This window comes from Actinopolyspora biskrensis, assembly GCF_013408175.1.
Taxonomy (GTDB): Bacteria; Actinomycetota; Actinomycetes; order Mycobacteriales; family Pseudonocardiaceae; genus Actinopolyspora; species Actinopolyspora biskrensis.
This window is the reverse complement of the sequence record NZ_JACBYW010000006.1, coordinates 421,316-441,738: the sequence shown is the minus strand read 5'-3', so window position 1 is coordinate 441,738 and position 20,423 is coordinate 421,316. Positions and strand designations below refer to the sequence as shown.

General features: G+C 68.8%; 17 protein-coding genes, 1 tRNA gene and 1 riboswitch. Of the genes, 10 read left to right on the top strand and 8 right to left on the bottom strand.

The window, feature by feature from the left end; genetic code table 11:
• Positions 1-80: 80 nt before the first annotated feature.
• From rsmA to FHR84_RS17710, 6 genes are all read left to right on the top strand, one after another.
• Positions 81-956: a 16S rRNA (adenine(1518)-N(6)/adenine(1519)-N(6))-dimethyltransferase RsmA gene (rsmA, locus tag FHR84_RS17735; protein WP_179536631.1), complete on the top strand. Its 876-nt coding sequence runs from the start codon at positions 81-83 to the stop codon at positions 954-956.
• Positions 957-1,217: 261 nt separating this feature from the next.
• A riboswitch (SAM riboswitch) is annotated at positions 1,218-1,307 on the top strand.
• A 218-nt stretch (positions 1,308-1,525) separates the two neighbouring features.
• Positions 1,526-2,545 (top strand): ATP-binding cassette domain-containing protein, encoded by a 1,020-nt coding sequence (locus FHR84_RS17730; RefSeq protein ID WP_179536630.1) that lies wholly within the window; start codon positions 1,526-1,528, stop codon positions 2,543-2,545.
• Positions 2,542-3,228 carry an ABC transporter permease subunit gene (locus tag FHR84_RS17725; protein WP_179536629.1) on the top strand — a complete coding sequence of 229 codons (687 nt, stop codon included), beginning with the start codon at positions 2,542-2,544 and terminating at the stop codon, positions 3,226-3,228. Before FHR84_RS17730 ends, FHR84_RS17725 begins: the two co-directional genes overlap by 4 nt.
• 154 nt (positions 3,229-3,382) lie before the next feature.
• Positions 3,383-4,195 carry a MetQ/NlpA family ABC transporter substrate-binding protein gene (locus tag FHR84_RS17720; protein WP_179536628.1) on the top strand — a complete coding sequence of 271 codons (813 nt, stop codon included), beginning with the start codon at positions 3,383-3,385 and terminating at the stop codon, positions 4,193-4,195.
• A 99-nt stretch (positions 4,196-4,294) separates the two neighbouring features.
• Positions 4,295-5,248, top strand: a complete 954-nt coding sequence (locus FHR84_RS17715) for a 4-(cytidine 5'-diphospho)-2-C-methyl-D-erythritol kinase (RefSeq protein WP_179536680.1) — start codon at positions 4,295-4,297, stop codon at positions 5,246-5,248.
• A gap of 74 nt (positions 5,249-5,322) precedes the next feature.
• The gene (locus FHR84_RS17710; RefSeq protein WP_179536627.1) at positions 5,323-7,113 is read left to right on the top strand and encodes an ABC-F family ATP-binding cassette domain-containing protein; all 1,791 of its coding nucleotides are present in this window, start codon (positions 5,323-5,325) and stop codon (positions 7,111-7,113) included.
• 411 nt (positions 7,114-7,524) lie between these two features.
• Here the strand turns inward: FHR84_RS17710 and FHR84_RS17705 are convergent, their stop codons facing one another.
• The 3 genes from FHR84_RS17705 to FHR84_RS17695 all read right to left on the bottom strand — a co-directional run bounded on the left by FHR84_RS17705 (position 7,525) and on the right by FHR84_RS17695 (position 9,739).
• Positions 7,525-8,208 (bottom strand): hypothetical protein, encoded by a 684-nt coding sequence (locus FHR84_RS17705; protein ID WP_179536626.1) that lies wholly within the window; start codon positions 8,206-8,208, stop codon positions 7,525-7,527.
• A gap of 223 nt (positions 8,209-8,431) precedes the next feature.
• Positions 8,432-9,022, bottom strand: coding sequence for an aminoacyl-tRNA hydrolase (pth, locus tag FHR84_RS17700; protein WP_179536625.1), 591 nt, complete (start codon positions 9,020-9,022; stop codon positions 8,432-8,434).
• Between the two features lie 87 nt (positions 9,023-9,109).
• Positions 9,110-9,739 carry a 50S ribosomal protein L25/general stress protein Ctc gene (locus FHR84_RS17695; protein WP_179536624.1) on the bottom strand — a complete coding sequence of 210 codons (630 nt, stop codon included), beginning with the start codon at positions 9,737-9,739 and terminating at the stop codon, positions 9,110-9,112.
• 393 nt (positions 9,740-10,132) lie between these two features.
• On the opposite strand from FHR84_RS17695, the gene FHR84_RS17690 reads away from it, so the two are divergent.
• Positions 10,133-11,419, top strand: a complete 1,287-nt coding sequence (locus tag FHR84_RS17690) for an Nramp family divalent metal transporter (protein WP_179536623.1) — start codon at positions 10,133-10,135, stop codon at positions 11,417-11,419.
• Between the two features lie 403 nt (positions 11,420-11,822).
• On the opposite strand, the gene FHR84_RS17685 is transcribed toward FHR84_RS17690, so the two are convergent.
• The 4 genes from FHR84_RS17685 to FHR84_RS17670 all read right to left on the bottom strand — a co-directional run bounded on the left by FHR84_RS17685 (position 11,823) and on the right by FHR84_RS17670 (position 16,525).
• Positions 11,823-12,794, bottom strand: coding sequence for a ribose-phosphate diphosphokinase (locus FHR84_RS17685; protein WP_246300687.1), 972 nt, complete (start codon positions 12,792-12,794; stop codon positions 11,823-11,825).
• Positions 12,795-12,843: 49 nt separating this feature from the next.
• Positions 12,844-14,343, bottom strand: a complete 1,500-nt coding sequence (gene glmU / locus FHR84_RS17680) for a bifunctional UDP-N-acetylglucosamine diphosphorylase/glucosamine-1-phosphate N-acetyltransferase GlmU (protein ID WP_179536622.1) — start codon at positions 14,341-14,343, stop codon at positions 12,844-12,846.
• Between the two features lie 316 nt (positions 14,344-14,659).
• Positions 14,660-16,333 (bottom strand): GGDEF domain-containing protein, encoded by a 1,674-nt coding sequence (locus tag FHR84_RS17675; RefSeq protein ID WP_218863031.1) that lies wholly within the window; start codon positions 16,331-16,333, stop codon positions 14,660-14,662.
• A 121-nt stretch (positions 16,334-16,454) separates the two neighbouring features.
• Positions 16,455-16,525: transfer RNA gene (locus FHR84_RS17670), tRNA-Gln, on the bottom strand.
• 481 nt (positions 16,526-17,006) lie between these two features.
• On the opposite strand from FHR84_RS17670, the gene FHR84_RS17665 reads away from it, so the two are divergent.
• A complete protein-coding gene (locus tag FHR84_RS17665; protein ID WP_179536620.1) occupies positions 17,007-17,975 on the top strand; it encodes an acyl-CoA desaturase in 969 nt (322 codons plus the stop codon).
• A 313-nt stretch (positions 17,976-18,288) separates the two neighbouring features.
• On the top strand, positions 18,289-18,885 hold the full coding sequence (locus FHR84_RS17660) for a TetR family transcriptional regulator (protein WP_179536678.1): 597 nt from the start codon (positions 18,289-18,291) through the stop codon (positions 18,883-18,885).
• Between the two features lie 32 nt (positions 18,886-18,917).
• Here FHR84_RS17660 and FHR84_RS17655 read toward each other — a convergent pair whose 3' ends face one another.
• Entirely contained in the window at positions 18,918-19,448 is a 531-nt protein-coding gene (locus FHR84_RS17655) for a thioesterase family protein (protein WP_179536619.1), read from the bottom strand.
• A 411-nt stretch (positions 19,449-19,859) separates the two neighbouring features.
• Here FHR84_RS17655 and FHR84_RS17650 point away from each other — a divergent pair, with 411 nt between their 5' ends.
• Positions 19,860-20,261 (top strand): DUF4326 domain-containing protein, encoded by a 402-nt coding sequence (locus tag FHR84_RS17650; RefSeq protein WP_179536618.1) that lies wholly within the window; start codon positions 19,860-19,862, stop codon positions 20,259-20,261.
• Positions 20,262-20,423: the final 162 nt, after the last annotated feature.

The following is a 20,423-nucleotide window of genomic DNA, read 5'->3' as shown; positions in this document are numbered from 1 at the left end:
TGTCGGCGGATGGGATGACGCGCTGCCCGCGATCGAACCCGCGCGAACCGGGACGAGGGGGTCCTACTAGGTTCGGTCGGGTGGAGCAGCGACCGCGGGCAGCGCGTCTGCTCGGCCCCGCCGAGGTGCGCGGACTGGCCGAGCGGCTCGGGCTGCGTCCGACCAAGAAACTGGGCCAGAACTTCGTGCACGACCCGAACACCGTGCGCCGCATCGTCGACACCTCCGGGGTGGGGCCCGACGACGTGGTTCTCGAGGTCGGTCCCGGGATCGGTTCGCTGACCCTCGCGCTGCTCTCCGAGGCCGGAGCGGTGACCGCGGTGGAAGTGGATTCCGCGTTGGCGGAGCGACTGCCGGACACCGTGGCCGAGCACGCCCCCGAACTGGTCGATCACCTGCGGGTGCTGCGCGCCGACGCCATGAGGTTGACGGCGGACGAGGTCGGCGTGGGGCACGGGCCTCCCACGGCGTTGGTCGCCAACCTGCCGTACAACGTGGCCGTTCCCGTGGTGCTGCACCTGCTCGCGGAGTTGCCGAGCCTGCGGCACGGTTTGGTCATGGTCCAGTCCGAGGTCGCCGACCGGATGGCCGCCGAACCGGGGAGTCGCAGCTACGGTGCGCCGAGCGCGAAGTCGGCGTGGTTCGCCTCCGTGCGGCGAGCCGGGGCGGTCTCCCGCAACGTTTTCTGGCCGGTGCCGAACGTGGATTCCGGCCTGGTCGCTTTCGCCAGGCGCGAGCCTCCTTCGGAGGTGTCGCGCGATCGTGTTTTCGCCGTGGTGGAGGCGGCGTTCGCGCAGCGCCGCAAAACCCTCCGATCGGCTCTGAGCGGATGGGCCGGTTCGCCCGCGCGGGCGGAGGAGCTGCTGCGGGCCGCTGGCGTCGATCCCGCGGCGCGCGGGGAGCAGTTGTCCATAGCGGAGTTCGCGTCCGTCGCGGCGGCCGCTGAGCAGCGGTAGTCGATCCGCTTTCCTGCTCGGGTGCGGTCCGAGCTCGTCCGGTGCCACGCTCCCCCGTCCGGGGCCTCGGCGTGTGCGGTACTGCCTGCCGGTGCCGGATGGCCACTTCCGTGGGGTTCTCACCGCGCGAGATCGTGCACTCGCGGTCGTGTTTCCGCTGTCGGGTAACTCCGTTGTGTGAGTGATGAATGCGACAAACAGCGGAAAGTGACTGACATCAACTTGCATTGCCGGTCATCGATGATGTCTACTCTCGTGCGGAGTCCATCCTGAGCGGCTGAGAGATCTGGCTCGAAGACGCCGCAGCAACCACCCGGAGCGGGCAGGTGCTACAGCCAGGAACGATGGAGTTGATTTGTCTCTAAGTTCCACCGCCACCGCGAGGGCGCTGCCCGTGGCTACCCGCCTCGGCTTGACGGAGCGCCGTGTCGTCGACCTGGAGCGTCGTACTACGACCGCCTGTCGTCGCCGCGCCTGAATCCCCGTACTGGCCCCTGGTTCCCTCCCCAAACCGGCTACGTGCGATGGAGCACGTCTCACGCCGGGGTGAGCTGAAGCGGAGTTCGATCGTGATCACAGTCGAAAACCTGAGCAAGTCCTTCACCCAGAACAACACTCGTGTAACCGCGCTCGACGACGTGAGCCTCGAAGTCCCGGACGGCACGGTCTGCGGAGTCGTCGGAACCAGCGGTGCGGGCAAGTCCACCCTGGCGCGCTGCATCTCGCTGCTGGAGAAGCCCGACAGCGGAGCCATCCGGGTGGACGGCACGGACCTGGCCGCCCTGGACGGCAGCAGGCTCCGTGCGGCTCGTCGCCAGATCGGGGTCGTCCCCCAGGGGGACTCCCTGCTGCGGCAGCGCACGGCGGCGGGCAATGTCGCCCTCCCGCTCGAGTCGGCCAAGGTCCCCGCGGCGCAGCGGCGCAGCAGGGTGGCCGAGCTGCTGGACCTCGTGGGGCTGAGCGACAAGGCCTCGGTCTACCCCGACCACCTCTCCGGGGGGCAGCGTCAACGGGTCGCGGTCGCCCGCGCGTTGGCCGCGAAGCCCTCGGTGCTGCTGGCCGACGAGCCCACCTCCGCGCTGGACCCGAGCACCACGGACTCGGTGCTGACGGTGCTGGACCGTGCTCGTTCCGAGCTGGGGGTGACCGTGCTGGTCGTCACCCACGACATGGCCGTGGTGCGGCGCATCGCCGACGACGTCGCGGTGCTGGAGGAGGGCAGCGTGGTCGAGCACGGCAAGGTGCTGGACCTCGTTTCCGAGCCGGGCAGCCGGATCGGTTCCACGCTGCTGCCCGAGACCGACCAGGCGGAGCTGGTTCGTTCGCCCGGCGGGGAGCACGACGTGACCGCCGAGGTGGTGCTGGTCGGTTTCGCGGCCGTGGGGGCTCTGCTTCCGGAGGCATCGAACCGGTTCGGGGTGGAACTGTCCATTCTCGGCGGTGGATTGACGCGGCTCGGGGACACACCGGTCGCCAAGTTCCGTATCGGGTTGTCCGGTGAACGTTCCGAGTCCGCGCTGAAGTGGATGATCGAGCGCGATGCGCATGTGCGCCGCGCTCCCGTGAGCGTTGATGGAGTTGCCGCGTGACTGAAGTGACCCCCTGGTCGGAGGTCTTCGAACTGGCACGTCCCGCGACGGTCGAGACCATTTACATGGTTCTGGTTTCGACGTTGATCGGCGTGCTGGGCGGATTACCACTGGGTGTGTGGCTGCACCTGACCTCGCCGGCCGGGTTGAGCCCCATGCCCGTGTTGCACCGGATCATCAGCGCCGTCGTGGACGTGGTCCGTTCGGTCCCGTTCGTGGTGCTGCTTGTGGTGGTCGCCTCGCTCAGCAGGTTGCTGGTCGGAAGCGCCATCGGAAGCACCGCCACGATCGTGCCGCTGGCCATCGCCGCGATCCCGTTCTTCGCGCGGCTGGCCGCGAACGCGCTGCGCGAAGTGGACTCCACAGCGGTGGAGGCCGCGGTCACCACCGGCGCGGGCAAACCGCGGATCGTGTGGACCGTGCTGCTCAGCGAGGCCCGTTCGGCACTGGTCAGCGCGGTCGGAGTGACCATGCTGGCCTTGATCGGCTACGCCGCCATGGCCGGAGCCATCGGCGGCGGTGGACTGGGGTCCATGGCCATCCAGAACGGGTACTACGCCTACGACGACAGAGTGCTGTACACCGCCGTCGTCCTGCTCGGCGTACTGGCCTGGGGGATGCAGCTGCTCACCGACTGGGTGACCAAGCTCGTCGACCGGCGCAGGTCCCTGGCCAACGTCTGATGGATCGCGGGTCGTCGTGAGCTTCCACGGCCCGCCCCACGAAGAGCTTTCCGTCCGATGAGGGCCCGTGTGCGCCCCGCGGGGCGCACACGGGCCCGTCCGAGTGAACGGTGGCGTTCGCGTGCCACCGGAAACGAATCCCGAAGGGATGAACATGCGCACCAGAAGACTCCTTGCCTCCTTGATCGCCGTGTGCGGGCTGGCGCTGGCCGGCTGCTCGGGTGGTACGGCGGCGCAGGACGACCCGAACGCGGCGATCAAGGTCGGCGTCACGCCCCAGCCGCACGGCGAGATCCTGGAGTACGTCAAGAACAACCTCGCCGAGGACGAGGGCGTCAAGATCGAGCTCCAGCGGTTCAGCGACTACAACCGGCCGAACGCGGCGGTGGCCAACGGTTCGCTGGATGCCAACTACTACCAGCACAAGCCCTTCCTGAAGGAGTACAAGTCCGAGCGCGGCGGCGATCTGCACTGGGTCGGTGGCGTGCACCTCGAGCCGCTGGGGATCTACTCCGAGAAGCACGGCTCGGTGAAGGACCTCCCGGAGGGCGCCTCCCTGGCGATCCCCAACGACCCGAGCAACCGGGGGCGTGCGTTGAACCTGCTCGAGGAGCAGGGGCTGATCGAGCTCAAGGAGGGGGCCGAGCAGGAGGCCGAGGTTCGCGACATCGCGGAGAACCCGAAGCACCTCGAGATCAGGACGCTGAAAGCCGCGCAGCTCCCGCGCACCCTGGGTGACGTGCAGGCTGCCGTGATCAACGGCAACTACGCGCTCAAGGCGAGCCTCGACGATCCGCTGGCCCTCGAGTCGACCGAGGACAACCCGTACGTCAACGGTGTCGTCACCAGCTCGCAGATGCAGGACGACCCGCGGGTCAACAAGCTCGTCGAGATGCTGCAGTCCCAGCAGGTGAAGGACTTCATCAAGCGCGAGTACGGGGGCGAGGCGGTCATTCCGGCCAGCTGACCTCGGTCGATCCCGGACGGGCGTGATCGGGGGCGACTCGCTTGCCAGCTCGCGCGCCACGGTGTGGTCCGAACACGTACCCTGGGAGTCGTGCTGTCCGTGGTACCTACCCCGATCACCGTCCGGGTTCCGGCCAAGTTGAACCTGCACCTCGCGGTCGGCGACAGTCGTTCGGACGGTTACCACGAGTTGGTGACCGTTTTCCAGGCGCTGTCGCTGATCGACGAGGTCACTATACGGGCCTCCGACGAGCCCGGCCTCGAAGCGCACGGAGAAGGCGCCGAGTCCACGCCGACCGGTGCGGACAACCTGGCATGGCGGGCCGCCGCCGAACTCGCCCGCGTCAGTGGCCGTGACTCCGAGGACCCGGGAGTGCGGATCTCGATAAACAAGGGCATCCCGGTGGCGGGCGGGATGGGGGGCGGCAGCTCCGACGCGGCCGCCACGCTGCTCGCGTTGAACTCGCTGTGGCGGCTGGAGATGGGACGCGACGAGCTCGCCGAGGTCGCCGGTGCGCTCGGCAGCGATGTTCCGTTCGCCCTGCAGGGAGGCACCGCGCTGGGCACCGGGCGCGGGGAACGTCTGGTGCCGGTGCTGGCCAGGCACACCTACCACTGGGTGATCGCGCTCCACGAGGAAGGTCTGCGCACCCCGGAGGTCTACGGGGAACTGGACCGGTTGCGCCGGAACTCGGCCAGCCGGGTGGGTGACGTCGAGCCGGTGCTGGAGGCGCTGGCCTCCGGGGACCCACGCGAACTCGCGCTGCTGCTCGGAAACGACCTGCAGGCAGCGGCGGTCTCGTTGCGCCCGGTGCTTCGGCGCACCCTGCGGGCCGGTGTGGACGCGGGTGCTCTCGCCGGGATCGTGTCCGGATCGGGGCCGACCTGCGCGTTCCTGTGCACGGACGCGGACGAGGCGGTCCGGGTGGCCGCGGAGCTCTCCGGGGCCGGGGTGTGCCGGACGGTACGTGTGGCCCAGGGGCCGGTGCCGGGGGCACGGCTGGTCGGTGACGAGAGGACCGACCGGCCCACCCCGCCACAGGTCCACGCTTGAAATACACGGTCCTCCGGGATCGTTCATCGCCTTTGTGGCGCATTCGCCGTAGTAAACGGAGAGACTCACCCCCGATGGCCAACCTGATCAACCTGGAGTCGGTCGAGAAGAGCTACGGCGTCCGGCCGCTGCTGGACGGCGTTTCGCTCGGTGTGACCGAAACCGACCGCATCGGGGTCGTCGGCCTCAACGGTGGGGGCAAGACGACCCTGCTCGAAGTGCTGACCGGCCTCGAAGAACCAGACGCTGGACGCGTCAGCCAGGCACGCGACCTGCGCAGCGCTGTCGTCACCCAGCGCACCGAACTGCCCGAGGACGCGACGGTGCGCAACGCCGTGCTCGATCCGCGGGGGTTCACCGAGGAGTACGAGTGGGCCGCCGATCCCAGGGTGCGCTCGATACTCAACGGGCTCGGTATGACCAGCCTGGGGCTGGAGACGAAAGCCGCCGAGCTGTCCGGAGGCGAGCGGCGCAGGGTGGCGTTGGCGGCGGCGCTGGTGCGTGAACTCGACGTTCTCGTGCTGGACGAGCCGACCAACCACCTGGACATCGAAGGGGTTCGCTGGCTGGCCGACCACCTGCTGGCGCGCCGCTGCGCGCTGGTGATCGTCACCCACGATCGCTGGTTCCTCGACGCGGTATGCAACCGCACCTGGGAAGTCGTCGACGGCAAGGTGGAGCAGTACGAGGGCGGCTACGCCGACTGGGTCTACGCCCGGGCGGAGCGGGCCAGGCTCGCGCAGCAGGCCGAGGAGAAGCGCCGCAACCTGGCCCGCAAGGAGCTGGCCTGGCTGCAGCGCGGTGCGAAGGCCCGCACCTCCAAACCGAAGTTCCGGGTGGAGGCAGCCGAGTCCCTGATCTCCGACGTCCCGGAGCCGAGGGACACCGTGGAACTGGTCTCCTTCGCCAAGCGAAGGCTGGGCAAGACCGTCGTCGAGCTGGAGGACGTCGACCTCGCGGTGGACGATCGCAAGCTGCTGGGCGACGTGACCTGGCGGCTCGGGCCGGGGGACCGCGTCGGCGTGGTCGGAGTGAACGGTTCGGGCAAGACGACCCTGCTGCGCCTGCTGGCAGGGGAGCGGGAGCCGGACTCCGGCAAGCGGATCGAGGGCAAAACCGTCCGGCTGGCCCACCTGACCCAGGAGCTGCACGACCTGCCCGGCCAGTGGCGCGTTCTCGAGGCGATCGAGGACGTCGCCTCCCACGTGCAACTCGGCAAGTACGAGTTGAGCGCCTCGCAGCTGGGCGAGCGGTTCGGTTTCGGCAAGGGCAGGCAGTGGACGAGGGTCGGCGACCTTTCCGGTGGGGAGCGGCGCAGGCTCCAGCTGGCCAGGTTGCTGATGGACGAGCCCAACGTGCTGGTGCTCGACGAGCCGACCAACGACCTCGACATCGACACCCTGCAGCAGCTGGAGGACCTGCTGGACGGCTGGCCGGGAACCCTGGTCGTCGTCTCGCACGATCGCTACCTGATCGAGCGCGTCTGCGACCACGTGGTCGCGCTGTTCGGGGACGGCGGTATCACCCACCTGCCGGGTGGCATCGACGAGTACCTGCGGCACCGGCAGTCGCTGCTGGAGTCCGGCGACCAGAACCTCGGAAAGCAGGCGCAGCAGGAGAGCAAACCCGGTAAGGGTTCCGGCCAGTCCGGTTCGGAGGAACGGGCCGCGCGCAAGGAGATGTCGCGTTTGGAACGTCAACTGGACAAGCTCTCCGAACGGGAGCAGAACCTGCACACCGAACTGGCCGAGGCCGCGAACGATCCGGAACGGCTGCAGAAGCTGAACTCCCAGCTGCAACAGCTGCGCGGTGAGAAGGACGAGATCGAGAACAGGTGGATGGAGGTCGCCGAGCAGCTGACCTGACACCGATGTCCCGCCGGATTCGCGCGGGGGAACCTCGGGCGGGGGGCTCGCTGCGGGAACCGGCACGTCGAGCAGGCGCCGCCACGTGCCTGCCGTTCTCACGAGACCCGCGGCCGAGCCCCCCGGCGGCGCCCACTGCCGGGGTGGTGGTCTCGGCGCCGCCTGCGCCGAAGGACGAACCCGGACAACCCCCCGGCCGGGGATCACGAGCGTTCACGTGAACCGGCTGATCGTGCTGGGAGCAGCGGCCCAGTGCCTCGCCCGAAACCACGAGCGCATGTGGAGCACCGCCGAACCGCGTCCGGTTCCGGCCCGTGCGGAGGCGCTGTGCCGGCGGAAGCCCGCACGCGCACGTCGGCCCGATCTCCTCGGCGCCCGAGGAGATCGGGCCGACTCACGACGATTCGGGATTCAGAGGACGTCGATTTCCACGGGAACGCCGAGAACGCGACCCAGCGTGCGTTGGTCGTTCTCGGTGACCAACTCGACCGAGTCGTCCTCCAGCTGATACTGCGCGCCCCGCGGAGGGAACTGGTCGAGCCGACCGACCAGTTTGGCCGGGTTCTTCGTGGTCAGGACAAGAGGGCCTTGCTGTGCTCCACGAGGACCCACCTGTTCCCGCAGACCTTCGGGCGGGTTCTCGATCGAGATCCTCAAGTCGAGGGACATCGTCTGCTCGAACCTCGGCGGGAACTTCTGGGTCATGGTCAGCGAACTCTTCGGGGTGGAGCTCTGTTCGACGCTAACCTCTCCGAGGTCCTGCCGGGGAGATGAATGGTGTGCCGAGGAAGTCGAGTGCGCCGTCAGGTTTCTGACCTCGATGGAAGTGGTCGTCCCGGGCACTACTGGGGGAGTGCCCTCCATGACCACCGATCCTGTCAGCGGAATCACGAAGTTCTGGTTGCCCAGATCGAAATCCATGCCGGACGAAGTGAAGGCCAGTTCCTCGATGCCCTTCGTCGAGCTCGATTCCCCTGCCTGCGGGGCCGCCGGAGCAGTGGCCAGTGCCGCGGGCATCGCCGGTGTGACGATCAGGGCGACCACACCGGCTGCTCCGGCGACAGCGCGGCGGAACATACGACGATTCCGCAACACGATTTCTCCTCACGTTCGGGTCCGAGCGTTGCTTGGGACAACCGAAACCTTGGCGAGGACGCTGTGCTCCCACAAGCAGCGGTCCACTATCGAGAACCACCATCACCCGTTCCGGCCACCGGCGGCTACGTGTCGGAACCGAAATCGCACCGTTCGACCCGTGCCGACGCGGTGCATCGCGCCGCGGTCCCCGTCGTGGCGGTCCGGGCAGCGGGGGAAGCGCTCAGTGGAACTCGTTCTGCGCCGCCTCCAGGCCCTTCGTCGCCAGCGCGGCCACCGCGTCCGCGCAGCGGTCGACGAAGAACCCCAGTTCGGAGCGCTCGGTGCGGGAGAAGTCGCGCAGCACGTAGTCGGCCGGATCCATCCGCCCCGGCGGGCGGTCCACACCGAACCGCACGCGCAGGTAGTCGCGGGTGCCGAGGGACTTGCTGATCGACCGCAGGCCGTTGTGGCCGTTCTCGCCGCCGCCGCGTTTGAGCCGCACGGTGCCGTAGGCCAGGTCCAGCTCGTCGTGGATCACGATCACCGACTCGGGCCGGACCTTGTAGAACCGGGCGGCTCCGGCGACGGGACCACCGGACAGGTTCATCAGCGAACGGGACTTCGCCAGCGCCGCGCGAGTGCCGTCGAGCCTGCCCTCGGCGACGTCGGCCCCGGACTTGTGTCGCTTGAACTTGCCGCCGATGCGTTCGGCCAGCTCGTCGGCCACCAGGAAACCCACGTTGTGCCGGTTGCCCGCGTAGCGCGGCCCCGGATTGCCCAGCCCGACGATCAGGGCGAGCCGGTCGGCGTCTTCACTGCCCGGTGTAGTCACGAGAACCTCGGATTCGTACTTACCCGAGAGCGTGGCCGCGCGAGCCCACCCGCGCGGCCACACCCGTGGTGGTGAGAACCGCCGCGATTACTCGTTCGCGGTCTGGGACTCGGAGGCCTCCTCGACCATACCGGCACCACTGGTGTCGATCTCGGACTCCATGTCGGCCTCGCTCGGGGCATCGGCCACGAGGACGACCAGGACGTCCTCGCTGCTCTGCAGGGTCGAGCCGCGGGGCATGGTCAGGTCCGGGGCGTGGATCTGGGTGCCCGCCTCGGCGCCCTGGATCGAGACCTCGATCTGCTCCGGGATGTTCATGGCGTCGGCCTCGACCTGGACCTCGTTGGTGTCCTGGGTGACCAGGGTCCCGGGGGCCGCCTCACCGGTGACCACGACGGGCACGTTGACCGTGACCTTCTCGCCGCGGCTGACCAGCAGCAGGTCCACGTGCTCGAGGTAGTTCTTGGTCGGGTGGCTGGTGATCGACTTGCACAGCGCCGTCTCGTTCTTGTCGCCCTCGACCTCGAGGGTCAGCACGGCGTTGCGGCCGTTCTCGCGGAGGATCCTGGCGAACTCGACGGTGGGCAGGGAGAGGTGCTTCGGCTCGGAACCGTGGCCGTAGAGCACCGCGGGGACCTTGCCCGCACGACGAGTCCTGCGAGCGGCTCCCTTGCCGAACTCGGTGCGCTTTTCCACTGCGAGACGTACTTCGGACACGGTGATGTACTCCTTGGCGTCGGGCTGACGTGCATCAGTCGCTGACCTGCGGCGGCGCGACGCGCGACTGGTGTGGTGGAACGGGGCGCCGAGCGCTCACCGGAGTCCGAACCCGGGGTCGATGCGCCGGCCGGACCGCCGGCGATCGCCAGCCGCCACGCCGATAACGCCGGGATTTCACCCGACCTCGCCGAGGCAACCATGCCATTGTATGCGTCGCCCGTTCGGGCTGGTTAAGCGGCCGGTGCGGCACGGCGTGCTGGCGGCGCCCCGGCGCGGAGCGGAACGTTTCGCGCGAAACCGTCGGCGGGGCGGGACCGCGCGGTTCCCGTGGCGACTCGCGGTGTTGTCAATACCTTCCGTGTCCGCCCTGCGGGTATTACTTTGATCCGCATGAGTGCCGAGACCACCGTGGACGGTTCGGAGAACACCGGATGGGCCGGCCGGTTACGTCGCGTCGGCCCCGGGGTCATGGCCGCGGCCACCGGAGTCGGCGCGGGGGACCTGGTCGCCACCCTGGTGGCCGGTTCCCGCTTCGGATACACCCTCTTCTGGGCGGTCGTGCTCGGCACCGTGTTCAAGCTGGGGCTCGGTGAGGCCGTGGGGCGGTGGCATCTGGGCTCGCAGCGCACCATCCTGGCCGGCTGGCGATCCCTGGGGAGCTGGGCCACCACTTTCTTCGGCGTGTACATAGTGATCTGGGGCTTCGTCTACGGAGCCACGGCCATGTCCGCCACCGGGCTGCCGCTGAACGCCCTGTTCCCCTGGCTGTCCGTGCGCTACTGGGGGATGATCTGCGGAGTGCTCGGCCTGGCCCTGGTCTGGTACGGGCGGTACCGCCTGCTCGAACGTCTGATGACCGTGCTGGTCGGGGTGATGTTCGTCGCGGTGGTGGGGACGGCGGTGCTGGTCGGGCCCGACCTGGCCGCGCTCGGCGGCGCGGTGGCGCCGCGACTGCCCGACGGTTCCCTGGCCTACGTGCTCGGCCTGATGGGGGGCGTCGGTGGCACGATCACCATGGCGGCCTACGGGTACTGGACCATGGCGAAGGGGTGGCGCGCACCGCGCTGGATCCCCTTCATGCGCACCGACAACGCGGTCGGTTACATCACGACCGGCATATTCGTGGTGGCCATGCTGATCGTCGGCTCGGAACTGCTGCTCGGGCAGGGGATCACCGATGGCGACCAGGGGTTGCTGGAACTGGGCGGACGGTTGGCCGCCGAGTACGGCCAGTGGGCGCGGCTGCCCTTCCTGGTCGGCTTCCTGGCAGTGACGTTCACTTCGCTGCTCGGCGTGTGGAACGGTGTCAGCCTGCTCTTCGCGGACTGGTGGCGGACCTGGCGGCTACCGCGCGGGGAGAGTCTCGATTCGTTGCGGGAACACGAGCGGGTGGCCCTTCCGCGCAGCACCGCCTACCGCGGCTACGTGGTGTGGTTGACGGTTCCGCCCATGGCGTTGCTGTTCCTCGACAAGCCGTTCCAGCTGACCATCGTCTACGGGGTGCTGGGCGCGCTGTTCATGCCCTTCCTGGCCGGCACCCTGCTGTTCCTGCTGAACTCGCGCCGAATGCCCGCCGCCCACCGCTCGCGCTGGGCGTCCAACACCGTGCTGACCCTGTGCCTGGTGCTGTTCGCGGTGCTGGCCGTGCACAAGCTGTTCGGCTACTTCGGGGGGTGAGGGTCGGCGGTGCCGGTGGCCTGGTGGGTCACTTGGCGGAACCTCAGTCGGGGTCTCGCTGCGGGAGCCTCGACATCGGGTAGCGCGGCCTACACAACGTCGAGGCTGTCCTCGCGAGACCCGTGACTGAGAACCCGCGTCGGCGCCGACTGCGCAGGCTCAGAGCACTCTCGTTGGTGGGGAGCCTTTCGCCGGGAGCTCCTCTCCGGGAATTTCAGCGGTTCGGCCCCGCGGAGAGCGGTGTCGGGTGCTCGGGTAGTGGTGAGCGGCCCGAGCCGCGCGGGCGCTGGGGAGGCTTCCCGGCTCGAACCGTCGGGGAAGTCCTTCGCCGGAAGTTTCCAACGGGAGTCCGGGCGGCGGAGCCCCGGGGAGGCCGGGAACCCGCCGCCCGGAACCGGAGGCGTTATGCCTGGCCGTTGAACAGCCCGGTCACCGAGCCGTCCTCGAACACCTGGTGCACCGCCTTGGCGATCAGCGGTGCGATCGAGAGCACGGTGAGCTTCTCGAAACGCTTTTCCTCGGGGATGGGCAGGGTGTTGGTCATGACCACCTGCTTCGCCCCGCTGTTGGAGAGCCGCTCCACGGCCGGACCGGACAGCACGCCGTGGGTGGCCGCGATGATCACGTCCTTGGCCCCGGACTCGAGCAGCTGCTCGGTCGCCTTGACGATGGTGCCGCCGGTGTCGATCATGTCGTCGACCAGCACGCAGAGCCTGCCCTCGACGTCACCGACCACGCGGTTGGCGACCACCTCGTTGGGCTTGGTGGGGTCGCGCGTCTTGTGGATGAACGCGAGCGGAGTACCGCCCAGGTTGTCGGCCCACTTCTCGGCGACGCGGACCCTGCCGGAGTCCGGCGAGACGACGGTGATCTCCTCCTCGGAGTAGGCGTCCCTGATGTAGTCGGACAGCACCGTCTGGGCGAGCAGGTGGTCGACCGGGCCGTCGAAGAAGCCCTGGATCTGGTCGGTGTGCAGATCCACGGTGAGGATGCGGTCGGCTCCTGCGGTCTTGAACAGGTCGGCCATCAGCCGGGCCGAGATGGGCTCGCGGCCCTTGTGCTTCTTGTCCTGCCTGGCGTAGGCGTAGAACGGCATGACCACGGTGATGCGCTTGGCGCTGCCCCGCTTGAGCGCGTCGACCATGACCAGCTGTTCCATTACCGCTTCGTTGATCGGATCGCTGTGCGACTGGATGACGAAGGCATCGCAGCCGCGCACCGACTCGTCGTAGCGGACGAAGATCTCGCCGTTGGCGAATTCGTACGCCGCCTGCGGAGTGACGGTAACGTCCAGGTGCTTGGCGACCTCCTCGGCCAGTTCCGGGTGGCTGCGTCCGGAGAAGAGTTTGAGGCTCTTCTTCGGCGTCGCAGACATGGCACTCACGGTCATCGTCCCCTCCCGTTGACGCTGAAAAGCTCGGGTGTCACTCGTCGGTTTCGGTGGAGTTGTCACGGTCGGCCAGCGCACGCTGGGCGGCCTCGTCGGCGGCTGTGCCCGGGCGCCGTTTGGCGACCCAGCCCTCGATATTGCGTTGCCTCCCCCGGGCGACCGCCATAGCACCAGGAGGAACGTCTTCGGTGATGACCGATCCCGCCGCGGTGTAGGCACCGTCGTCGACCCGAACGGGGGCCACGAACATGTTGTCGGCACCGGTACGTGAATGAGAACCGATCACCGTGTGGTGTTTGGCCACGCCGTCGTAGTTGACGAAGACCGTGGCGGCCCCGATGTTGCTGTGCGTTCCGATCGTGGCGTCACCGACGTAGCTCAGGTGCGGGACCTTACTTCCCTCTCCGATCTCGGCGTTTTTCACCTCGACGAAGGTGCCCACCTTGCCGTCGCCACCCAATCGGGTACCGGAACGAAGGTAGGCGAACGGTCCGACCGAGGCGGCGGGCCCCACCTCGGCGTTCTCCCCGTGGGTACGCACCACGTGCGCCCCGCAGCCCACCGAGCAGTCGGTCAGGGTGGTGTCCGGGCCGACGTGCGCTTCATCGGCGATGTTCGTGCCGCCACGCAGCTGCACGTTCGGTTCGAGCACCACGTCCCGGCCGAGCACGACGTCGCTGTCCAGCCAGACACTGGAGGGGTCGGTGACCGTGACGCCTTCGCGCATCCAGTGCAGCAGCAGTCTGCGGTTGTACTCCGCGGACACGGAGGCGAGCTGCACGCGGTCGTTGACGCCTTCCACGAGCCAGTTGTCCGCGCACACCAGAGCACCGACCCCGCGCCCCTCGCCGCGGGCGATCTCCACCACATCCGTGAGGTACAGCTCACCCTGGGCGTTGTCGGTGGACAACCGCCGCAGCGCGGTGTCCAGGAACCGGGCGTCGAAGGCGTAGACCCCCGAGTTGATCTCCCGGAGGGCATCCTGCTCCGAATCGGCGTCCTTCTGCTCCACGATGGCGGTGACGTCCCCGTCGCGGTCGCGCAGGACTCTGCCGTAGCCGTGCGGCTCGTCGACCACGGCGGTGAGCACGGTCACCGCGTCGCGCCGGCGTCTGTGCTCGCGCAGCAGGCTCGCCAGCGTGTCCGCGTCCAGCAGCGGGATGTCCCCGTAGGTGACCACCACGGTCCCCGCGCCGTCCCGCTGGTCCGTCGCACACCGCACCGCGTGTCCGGTGCCGAGCTGTTCTTCTTGCACTACGGGGGTGATGCCCCGGTCGAGTTCGGATTCCAGCCGTTCGAGATGTTCCCCGACGGCCTGCCTACCGTGCCCGATCACCACACTCAGCTCGTCGGGGGCGATACCCGCGGCTGCGCGGACGGAGTGTTCGAGTAGTGATCTGCCCGCGATCCGGTGTAGCACTTTCGGGGTCGCGGATCTCATGCGAGTGCCCTCGCCCGCGGCCAGCACGAGCACACTCACCGGGTCGGAGGACATGCCGTCCGAAGGCGGCTGGGCAGTGACGCCCTCGAGCATCGATGCTCTCCCTCGGAGTCCAGCGGTTTCGACGTCGACTCACCGTGCTCACCCGCAGGTAGTGCCGGGCTCCGCGGAAACCGAGCCCTCATGACCACGGGAAGAACGGCGCCTGTGACGTCCAATCGGGTGAAGGGTAACCGTCCGGACGCGGTATCGGACCGCTGCCCCGGCCTTGTACGGGTGTGCGGGTGTGCCGGTGGTCCGATGTTACCCGTGGCGTCCGTCGAACGCCCGGGTTCAGCGGCGGGTGAGCCGCCGTTCACCTCGGGGCGGCCCCGGATCCCGTGGAAACGCAGCGGGACTCACGGGCCCGTCAGGTCGCCTCCGGAGGGATCCAGATCGGAGGATCCGGGGGGATCTCCTGGGCGGAGTCGACCGACACGGCCGCCACCTGGTTGCCGCCGCGACGTTTCGCCCGGTACATGGCCATGTCCGCGCGTGCCAGCACCTCGTTGCCGTCCTCCCGGGGCTGCATGGCGACCACGCCGATGGACAGCGTCACCCCCCTGGAGAGGGAACCGGGAAGTCCGGCGACCGCGTGGACCGTGCGTTCCAAGGCGTTTTCCGCGGCCTCCAGGGACACCCCGGGAAGCAGCACGACGAACTCGTCGCCGCCGTAGCGGGAGACCAGGTCGTCGGAGCGCAGCGTGTCGCTGAGAGTGCGTGCGACCACCCGCAGCACCTCGTCGCCCTCCGCGTGCGAACGCTGGTCGTTGACCTCCTTGAAGCCGTCCAGATCGACCAGGGCCACCGAGAGCGGCTGGGAAGCGGGCTCGCGCAGCAGGCTCTCCAGCTTCGCGTCCAATGCCCTGCGGTTGGGCAGCCCGGTCAGCGGATCGTGCATGGCCTGGCGGGTTATCGCGTGGTGCTGCCTGTTCAGCCGCTGCCGGTCGAGCCGGGCCATCAGGGTGGCGCTTCGCGAGGCGCGCATGGTCCACAGCTCCGACTCCAGCTCCTGGGCGTAGTCCCGGAGTGCCGCGCTGGCGCTTTCGGGGCCCAGCTCGGCCTGCTGGGCGTATTCGCGCACCAGCGATATCCGGAGGCTCGGCTCGGAGACGTCCCCGGCGGTCTCCTCCTTGATCGCGGACAGCGCTTCGTTCGCCTCGTCCCGGTGGCCCGCCGCCCGGTGGCAGCGGAACAGCGCGATCGCCACGATGATCCGCTCCCGCACCGGCAGTTCCTGCTCGGGAACCGAGACCTCCTCCAGACGCGTGATGTGCGCGGGACCGGGCTGCGCGAGGGCGCACGCGGCGACGAGCACGGGCAGCTGTTCGGCGTCCTTCATCCCCGGTATGCGGGGGAACAGCGCCTCCTGCGAGCGCCCGTCCATGGAGAGGGCGATCTGTGCGGCCGTGTTGAAACGCGCGTGCGCGTCGTCCTGCTTGCCGATCCGCTCGAGACGCAGTCCCCAGCCGAGCAGCATCCGGCACCGGTTGATCAGGTGCGTGGCTATCTCGTAGGGCCCGCCGCTCTCCCTGATCCGGTGATGCGCCCGGGCCATGACCTCGTCGGCGATGTCGTACACCCCGAGCTGGGTGAGCACGCGCCCGATGTCGATCAGTGCCGTGGCCAGCAGCCGCTCCCAGGAGCGCCTTCCGAGCATCGCGTCGGGGACCAGGTCGTCGTCGAGGATCACCAGGGCCTCGGCGGCCTGGTTGAGGGCGTTCTCCTCGTTGCCGTCCATGAGGGCGAGACGGCCGCGCAGGGCGTGCGCGTCGGCGCGCAGCACGTCGAGCCGGTGTCTGCGGGCGTGCGTGAGCAGCTCGTCGAGCAGCGGAACGGCCTGCTCGGCGAGTCCGGGAGTACAAAGACGCAAGGTCACGCAACAGCACAGGAGCTGCCCGATCATCCTGGGATTACCCCTGCGGCGGGCTTCGGTCAGCAGTTCGTCCGCCTCGCGGAGGGTGGACTCCCGTCCCCGCGGGTCACTGTGCTGACCGACGACCTGAAGTTCGCGGGCACGGCCGACCACCCACGCGTCGGACATCTCGCCGAGCGAAGTAGCCGCTCCCTCCCGCGCGTCAACCACGTCGTCGCGCAGCGGCACACACCCCCTGACAAATCCGACCGACTCGGTCGGCGCGTGTTGTGAACCGGGGTGCCGGTCGCTCCGCCGCCAGGATTCGAACCTGGACTATCGGAACCAAAATCCGAGGTGCTGCCTTTACACTACGGCGGATCACACGACACGGCATCGCACTGTCCGCACCACGTCGTCCGGTGCGGTATCGCTGCCGCAGCTTACCGACCACGCGGCGTACCGGCGACGTCAGGCCACGCGCTGCCGTGTCCGGACACATGATGTCATGTCCCGTTCCGGGAGCGGTATCCGGATGGGCGTTGTCGGTCCGCGCCTTCTCGCGCGCTCGCGGCCCGCTGCTTCCGCGCCGAGAGGCCACCGCGGGTGCGGCGTCCCCGGGATCGCCCTCCGCGCCGGGGTCGATCGATTGGACTCCGGAGCCCGGTGGTGTGAGCCTCGAGGTAGCAGAGGAACCTGGGAACTTACGCAGCCGTAGGTTACGCTGCCGTAGGCTGAACGGTGCATTCCGGTCGTGCTGGCGGCGAGGTGTCCGTCGAGAGCCGGATGCGCACGCGGTAGTGGGCCGCTTCCGAAAAAGCCGGTACAACCTCCGTTTCTCCGATCCAGTTGAGGTAGCGAAATGACCGCACCGACCGACAGCGCGGCCGCCGAACAGCGGTCCCGGCGCGCGGCGCCCAAACCCCTTACCGCGGGGCATCGTCCCCGCATCGCTCAGGCCCTGGTCTATCTGTTCGTCATCGTTCCCCTCCTCGCCCTGATCGCCGCCGTCCCCGCGGCCTGGGGATGGGGCCTCGGAGCCGTGGACATCTCCTTGGCGGTCTTCTTCTACGTGCTCAGCGGTCTCGGGGTCACCGTCGGGTTCCACCGCCTTTTCACGCACAAGTCGTTCAAGACCAACCGCGGCGTGCAGGTGCTGCTGGCCATCTCCGGCATGAGCGCCGTGCAGGGGCCCGTGATCAACTGGGTGGCCGACCACCGCAGGCATCACGCCTACTCGGACCGGGAGGGAGATCCGCACTCGCCCTGGCGGTTCGGCGCTTCGGCCACGGCCCTGGCCAAGGGCTTCTGGCACGCGCACATGGGGTGGTTGTTCGAGCGGGACGTGACCAACGTCGACCGCTTCGCCCCCGACCTGCTCAAGGACCGGGTGCTCGCGCGGATCAACAAGCTCTTCCCGCTGTGGACGGTGGCCAGTTTCGTGCTCCCGGCTGTCCTGGGCGGTCTGATCACGTGGTCCTGGTGGGGCGCGCTCACCGCGTTCTTCTGGGCCGGGCTCGTCCGGGTCTCGGTGTTGCACCACATCACCTGGTCGGTGAACTCGATCTGCCACATGATCGGTGAGCGTCCGTTCAAGAGCAGGGACAAGGCCGCGAACTTCTGGCCGCTGGCCCTCATCTCGTTCGGGGAGTCCTGGCACAACTCGCACCACGCCGATCCGACCTGCGCCCGGCACGGAGTGCTCAAGGGGCAGCTGGACATCTCGGCACGGCTGATCTGGATGCTGGAGAAGGTCGGCTGGGCCTGGAAGGTGCGTTGGCCGAACGAGAAGCGGCTCGCCAGGATCTCCGCCACCGAGCAGGCACACTGACGAAGGGTCGGCGGCTCGGCTTGCTCGGGTGGTGTGTTGTGGCCCACCGCGCCGAAGGACACCGGGTTTGCCGGGCCTCGGGACTCGATCGAACGAAGTTTCCACGAAGCGGGGCGGGCGCCGCGGTGCGCCCGCCCCGGCTCTTCGGGGCGGGAACCGAGTGCGCCTGCGCCGCGCCGAAGACGGGTGGCGCGTTTACGCGCCGACCCGCCGGTACGTAGGGTGATCTCCCATGGCGGCACGGCGACGTGGGCAGGACCGGGGGAGCGACTCCCCGAGCGGGGTCGGTTCCCGTGGTGCCGCTCGTGTTCGGATGACGGGCAAGGAACGTCGTCAGCAGCTTCTCGACGTGTCCAGGGCCCTGTTCGCCGAGAAGGGGTTCGACGGTGCCTCCGTCGAGGAGATCGCGCACCGCGCGGAAGTGTCCAAACCGGTGGTCTACGAGCACTTCGGCGGCAAGGAGGGCATCTACGCGGTGGTGGTCGACCGCGAGATGCAGACGCTGCTTGATCTCGTCGTGTCCGCGCTGTCGGCGGGGCATCCCCGTGAGCTGTTGGAACAGGCGGCACGGGCGCTGCTGGACTACATCGACAACTCGACCGACGGATTCCGCATCCTGGTCCGCGACTCGCCCGTGGCCAGTGCCAGGGGGACCTTCTCCGGGCTGTTGAACGACATAGCCAGCCAGGTGGAGCACATCTTCGGGTTGCAGTTCAGCGCCCGTGGCTACGACCCGGAGCTGGCTCCGCTGTACAGCCAGGCCCTGGTCGGCATGGTCGCGCTCACCGGCCAGTGGTGGCTGGAGGTGCATCGCCCGGACAAGGACGAGGTGGCCGCCCATCTGGTCAACCTGGCCTGGAACGGGCTCTCGCACCTGGAGCACGATCCGGTCCTGCGGACCGGGGACTGATCGCGCCGCTCCCCGGCCACGGCCAACTCCGGTCAGACGCTCTGCGAGCGGTGCTCGTAACTCGCCCTGCTCCACTGGCTCACCCACTCGGGCAGCTCCGGGCGTTCCGTCTCGCTGGGCAGCAGCTCCGCCACGCGTTCAGGGGCGATCTTCTCCCCTCTCTTGGAGAGGAAGCGGAGTTGGATCACCGCTGTGGTCGTCGGTTCCCCACCGCTGCTGACCCGGTGTTCCAGGTACAGGTGCTGTTCGTCCCAGCCGAGCACCCGGGTGCGCACGGTGAACGCGCGGAAGGGCTTCAGCGGACGGCGGAACGACCCCGTCTCGTTGGTGACCACCGCGTGCCAGCCGTGGGCCCGCAGCGCGCGGAGCAGCCCGGAACGCAGCATCAGGTCGATCCTGCCGAGGTCGAAGACGGAGAAGTAGACCCCGTTGTTCATGTGACCGAGCAGGTCCAGGTCGGTGGGCGCGACCCTGAAGTTCGTGGTGCACGGTCCCAGCGGGTCCACTCCGCGTCCGAACCCGCTCTTGACCGCGAGGACGAGCAGGCGCAGCAGCATGTTCATGGGGTTCCTTCCTCGGTGGGTTCGGAGAGCACGCGACACAAGTTACCGGCGAGTAAAAGTATGTCCGATCCGACCCGCGGGCAACGGATCGCGATCGTGAACACCGACACACGGTGCGAGCGTGGTGGGGTGGCGACAACGTGTGACCGGCTGCGCGGCTCGGCGGTTCGGTTTGCTCGGGTGGTCCGGTGGGGGAACCCCGGCCGGGGGCTCGTTGCGGGAGCCGGCCACCCCGAGTAGCGGCCTACGCCACGAGTCCTGCCGCCTTGCGGTGCATCCGGCTCACGCGCCGGGGTCCCGCGCGCTGCTCGGGCTGAAGCGCCCGAACCGGACGAAGTCCTCCGTCAGGGGTTCCGGGGCAGCGGGAGGGACCCCGTCAAGGCGAACGGAGAACCTCTGTGAGGAGGCACGATGAGCGAGCGGACATCCCTTCCGGAGCAGGCCCGCACCTGGAGCGAGGACGAGCGCGAACGTGCCCGCCGGGTGCTGGCCGGTCACACGACCGTGGTCAACGTGCGCAGGAACGGCCCGCACGAGCGGCTGGTTCCCTGGCTGCTCTCCCTGGACCTGCTGACCTACGTCGGACATCGCGGTGCCCGCCACGGATGGCCGGAGTCCGACTTCGCCAGCCCCTTCGTCAAGCAGGCCCGAACGGACCGGGCCGCGGCACGGGACTCCTACGAGGAGTGGTTGAACGGAAACCCCGAGCTGCTGCGCAGGATCGAGGGGGGCGAGCTCGATGGCCGGGCTCTGGGCTGCTGGTGTGCCCCGGAGCCGTGTCACGCCGACGTGCTCGCGCGCAGGGCGGAGTGACCCGACGGCGTCCCGTCCGCACGGGTCGTCGAATCCTCGCGGGAGCGGAGTCGTACGCTGGTGGAGGTGCCCGTCAGTCCGGCCTTCGGCGCCCGGTGACGCACGACACACGGTGCGGCACTTCCGCGGCGCGGCCCCTATCTGCGGGATGTGTCCGCGTTC

What these genes read in the sequence shown, in the direction of transcription:
- FHR84_RS17655 (WP_179536619.1), bottom strand. Translation starts at nt 19,448, where the DNA reads ATGAACATGCTGCTGCGCCTGCTCGTCCTCGCGGTCAAGAGCGGGTTC.
- FHR84_RS17650 (WP_179536618.1), top strand. Translation starts at nt 19,860, where the DNA reads ATGAGCGAGCGGACATCCCTTCCGGAGCAGGCCCGCACCTGGAGCGAG.
- FHR84_RS17665 (WP_179536620.1), top strand. Translation starts at nt 17,007, where the DNA reads ATGACCGCACCGACCGACAGCGCGGCCGCCGAACAGCGGTCCCGGCGC.
- glmU (WP_179536622.1), bottom strand. Translation starts at nt 14,343, where the DNA reads ATGCTCGAGGGCGTCACTGCCCAGCCGCCTTCGGACGGCATGTCCTCC.
- FHR84_RS17675 (WP_218863031.1), bottom strand. Translation starts at nt 16,333, where the DNA reads ATGTCCGACGCGTGGGTGGTCGGCCGTGCCCGCGAACTTCAGGTCGTC.
- FHR84_RS17685 (WP_246300687.1), bottom strand. Translation starts at nt 12,794, where the DNA reads ATGTCTGCGACGCCGAAGAAGAGCCTCAAACTCTTCTCCGGACGCAGC.
- FHR84_RS17660 (WP_179536678.1), top strand. Translation starts at nt 18,289, where the DNA reads ATGACGGGCAAGGAACGTCGTCAGCAGCTTCTCGACGTGTCCAGGGCC.
- FHR84_RS17690 (WP_179536623.1), top strand. Translation starts at nt 10,133, where the DNA reads ATGAGTGCCGAGACCACCGTGGACGGTTCGGAGAACACCGGATGGGCC.
- FHR84_RS17720 (WP_179536628.1), top strand. Translation starts at nt 3,383, where the DNA reads ATGCGCACCAGAAGACTCCTTGCCTCCTTGATCGCCGTGTGCGGGCTG.
- FHR84_RS17710 (WP_179536627.1), top strand. Translation starts at nt 5,323, where the DNA reads ATGGCCAACCTGATCAACCTGGAGTCGGTCGAGAAGAGCTACGGCGTC.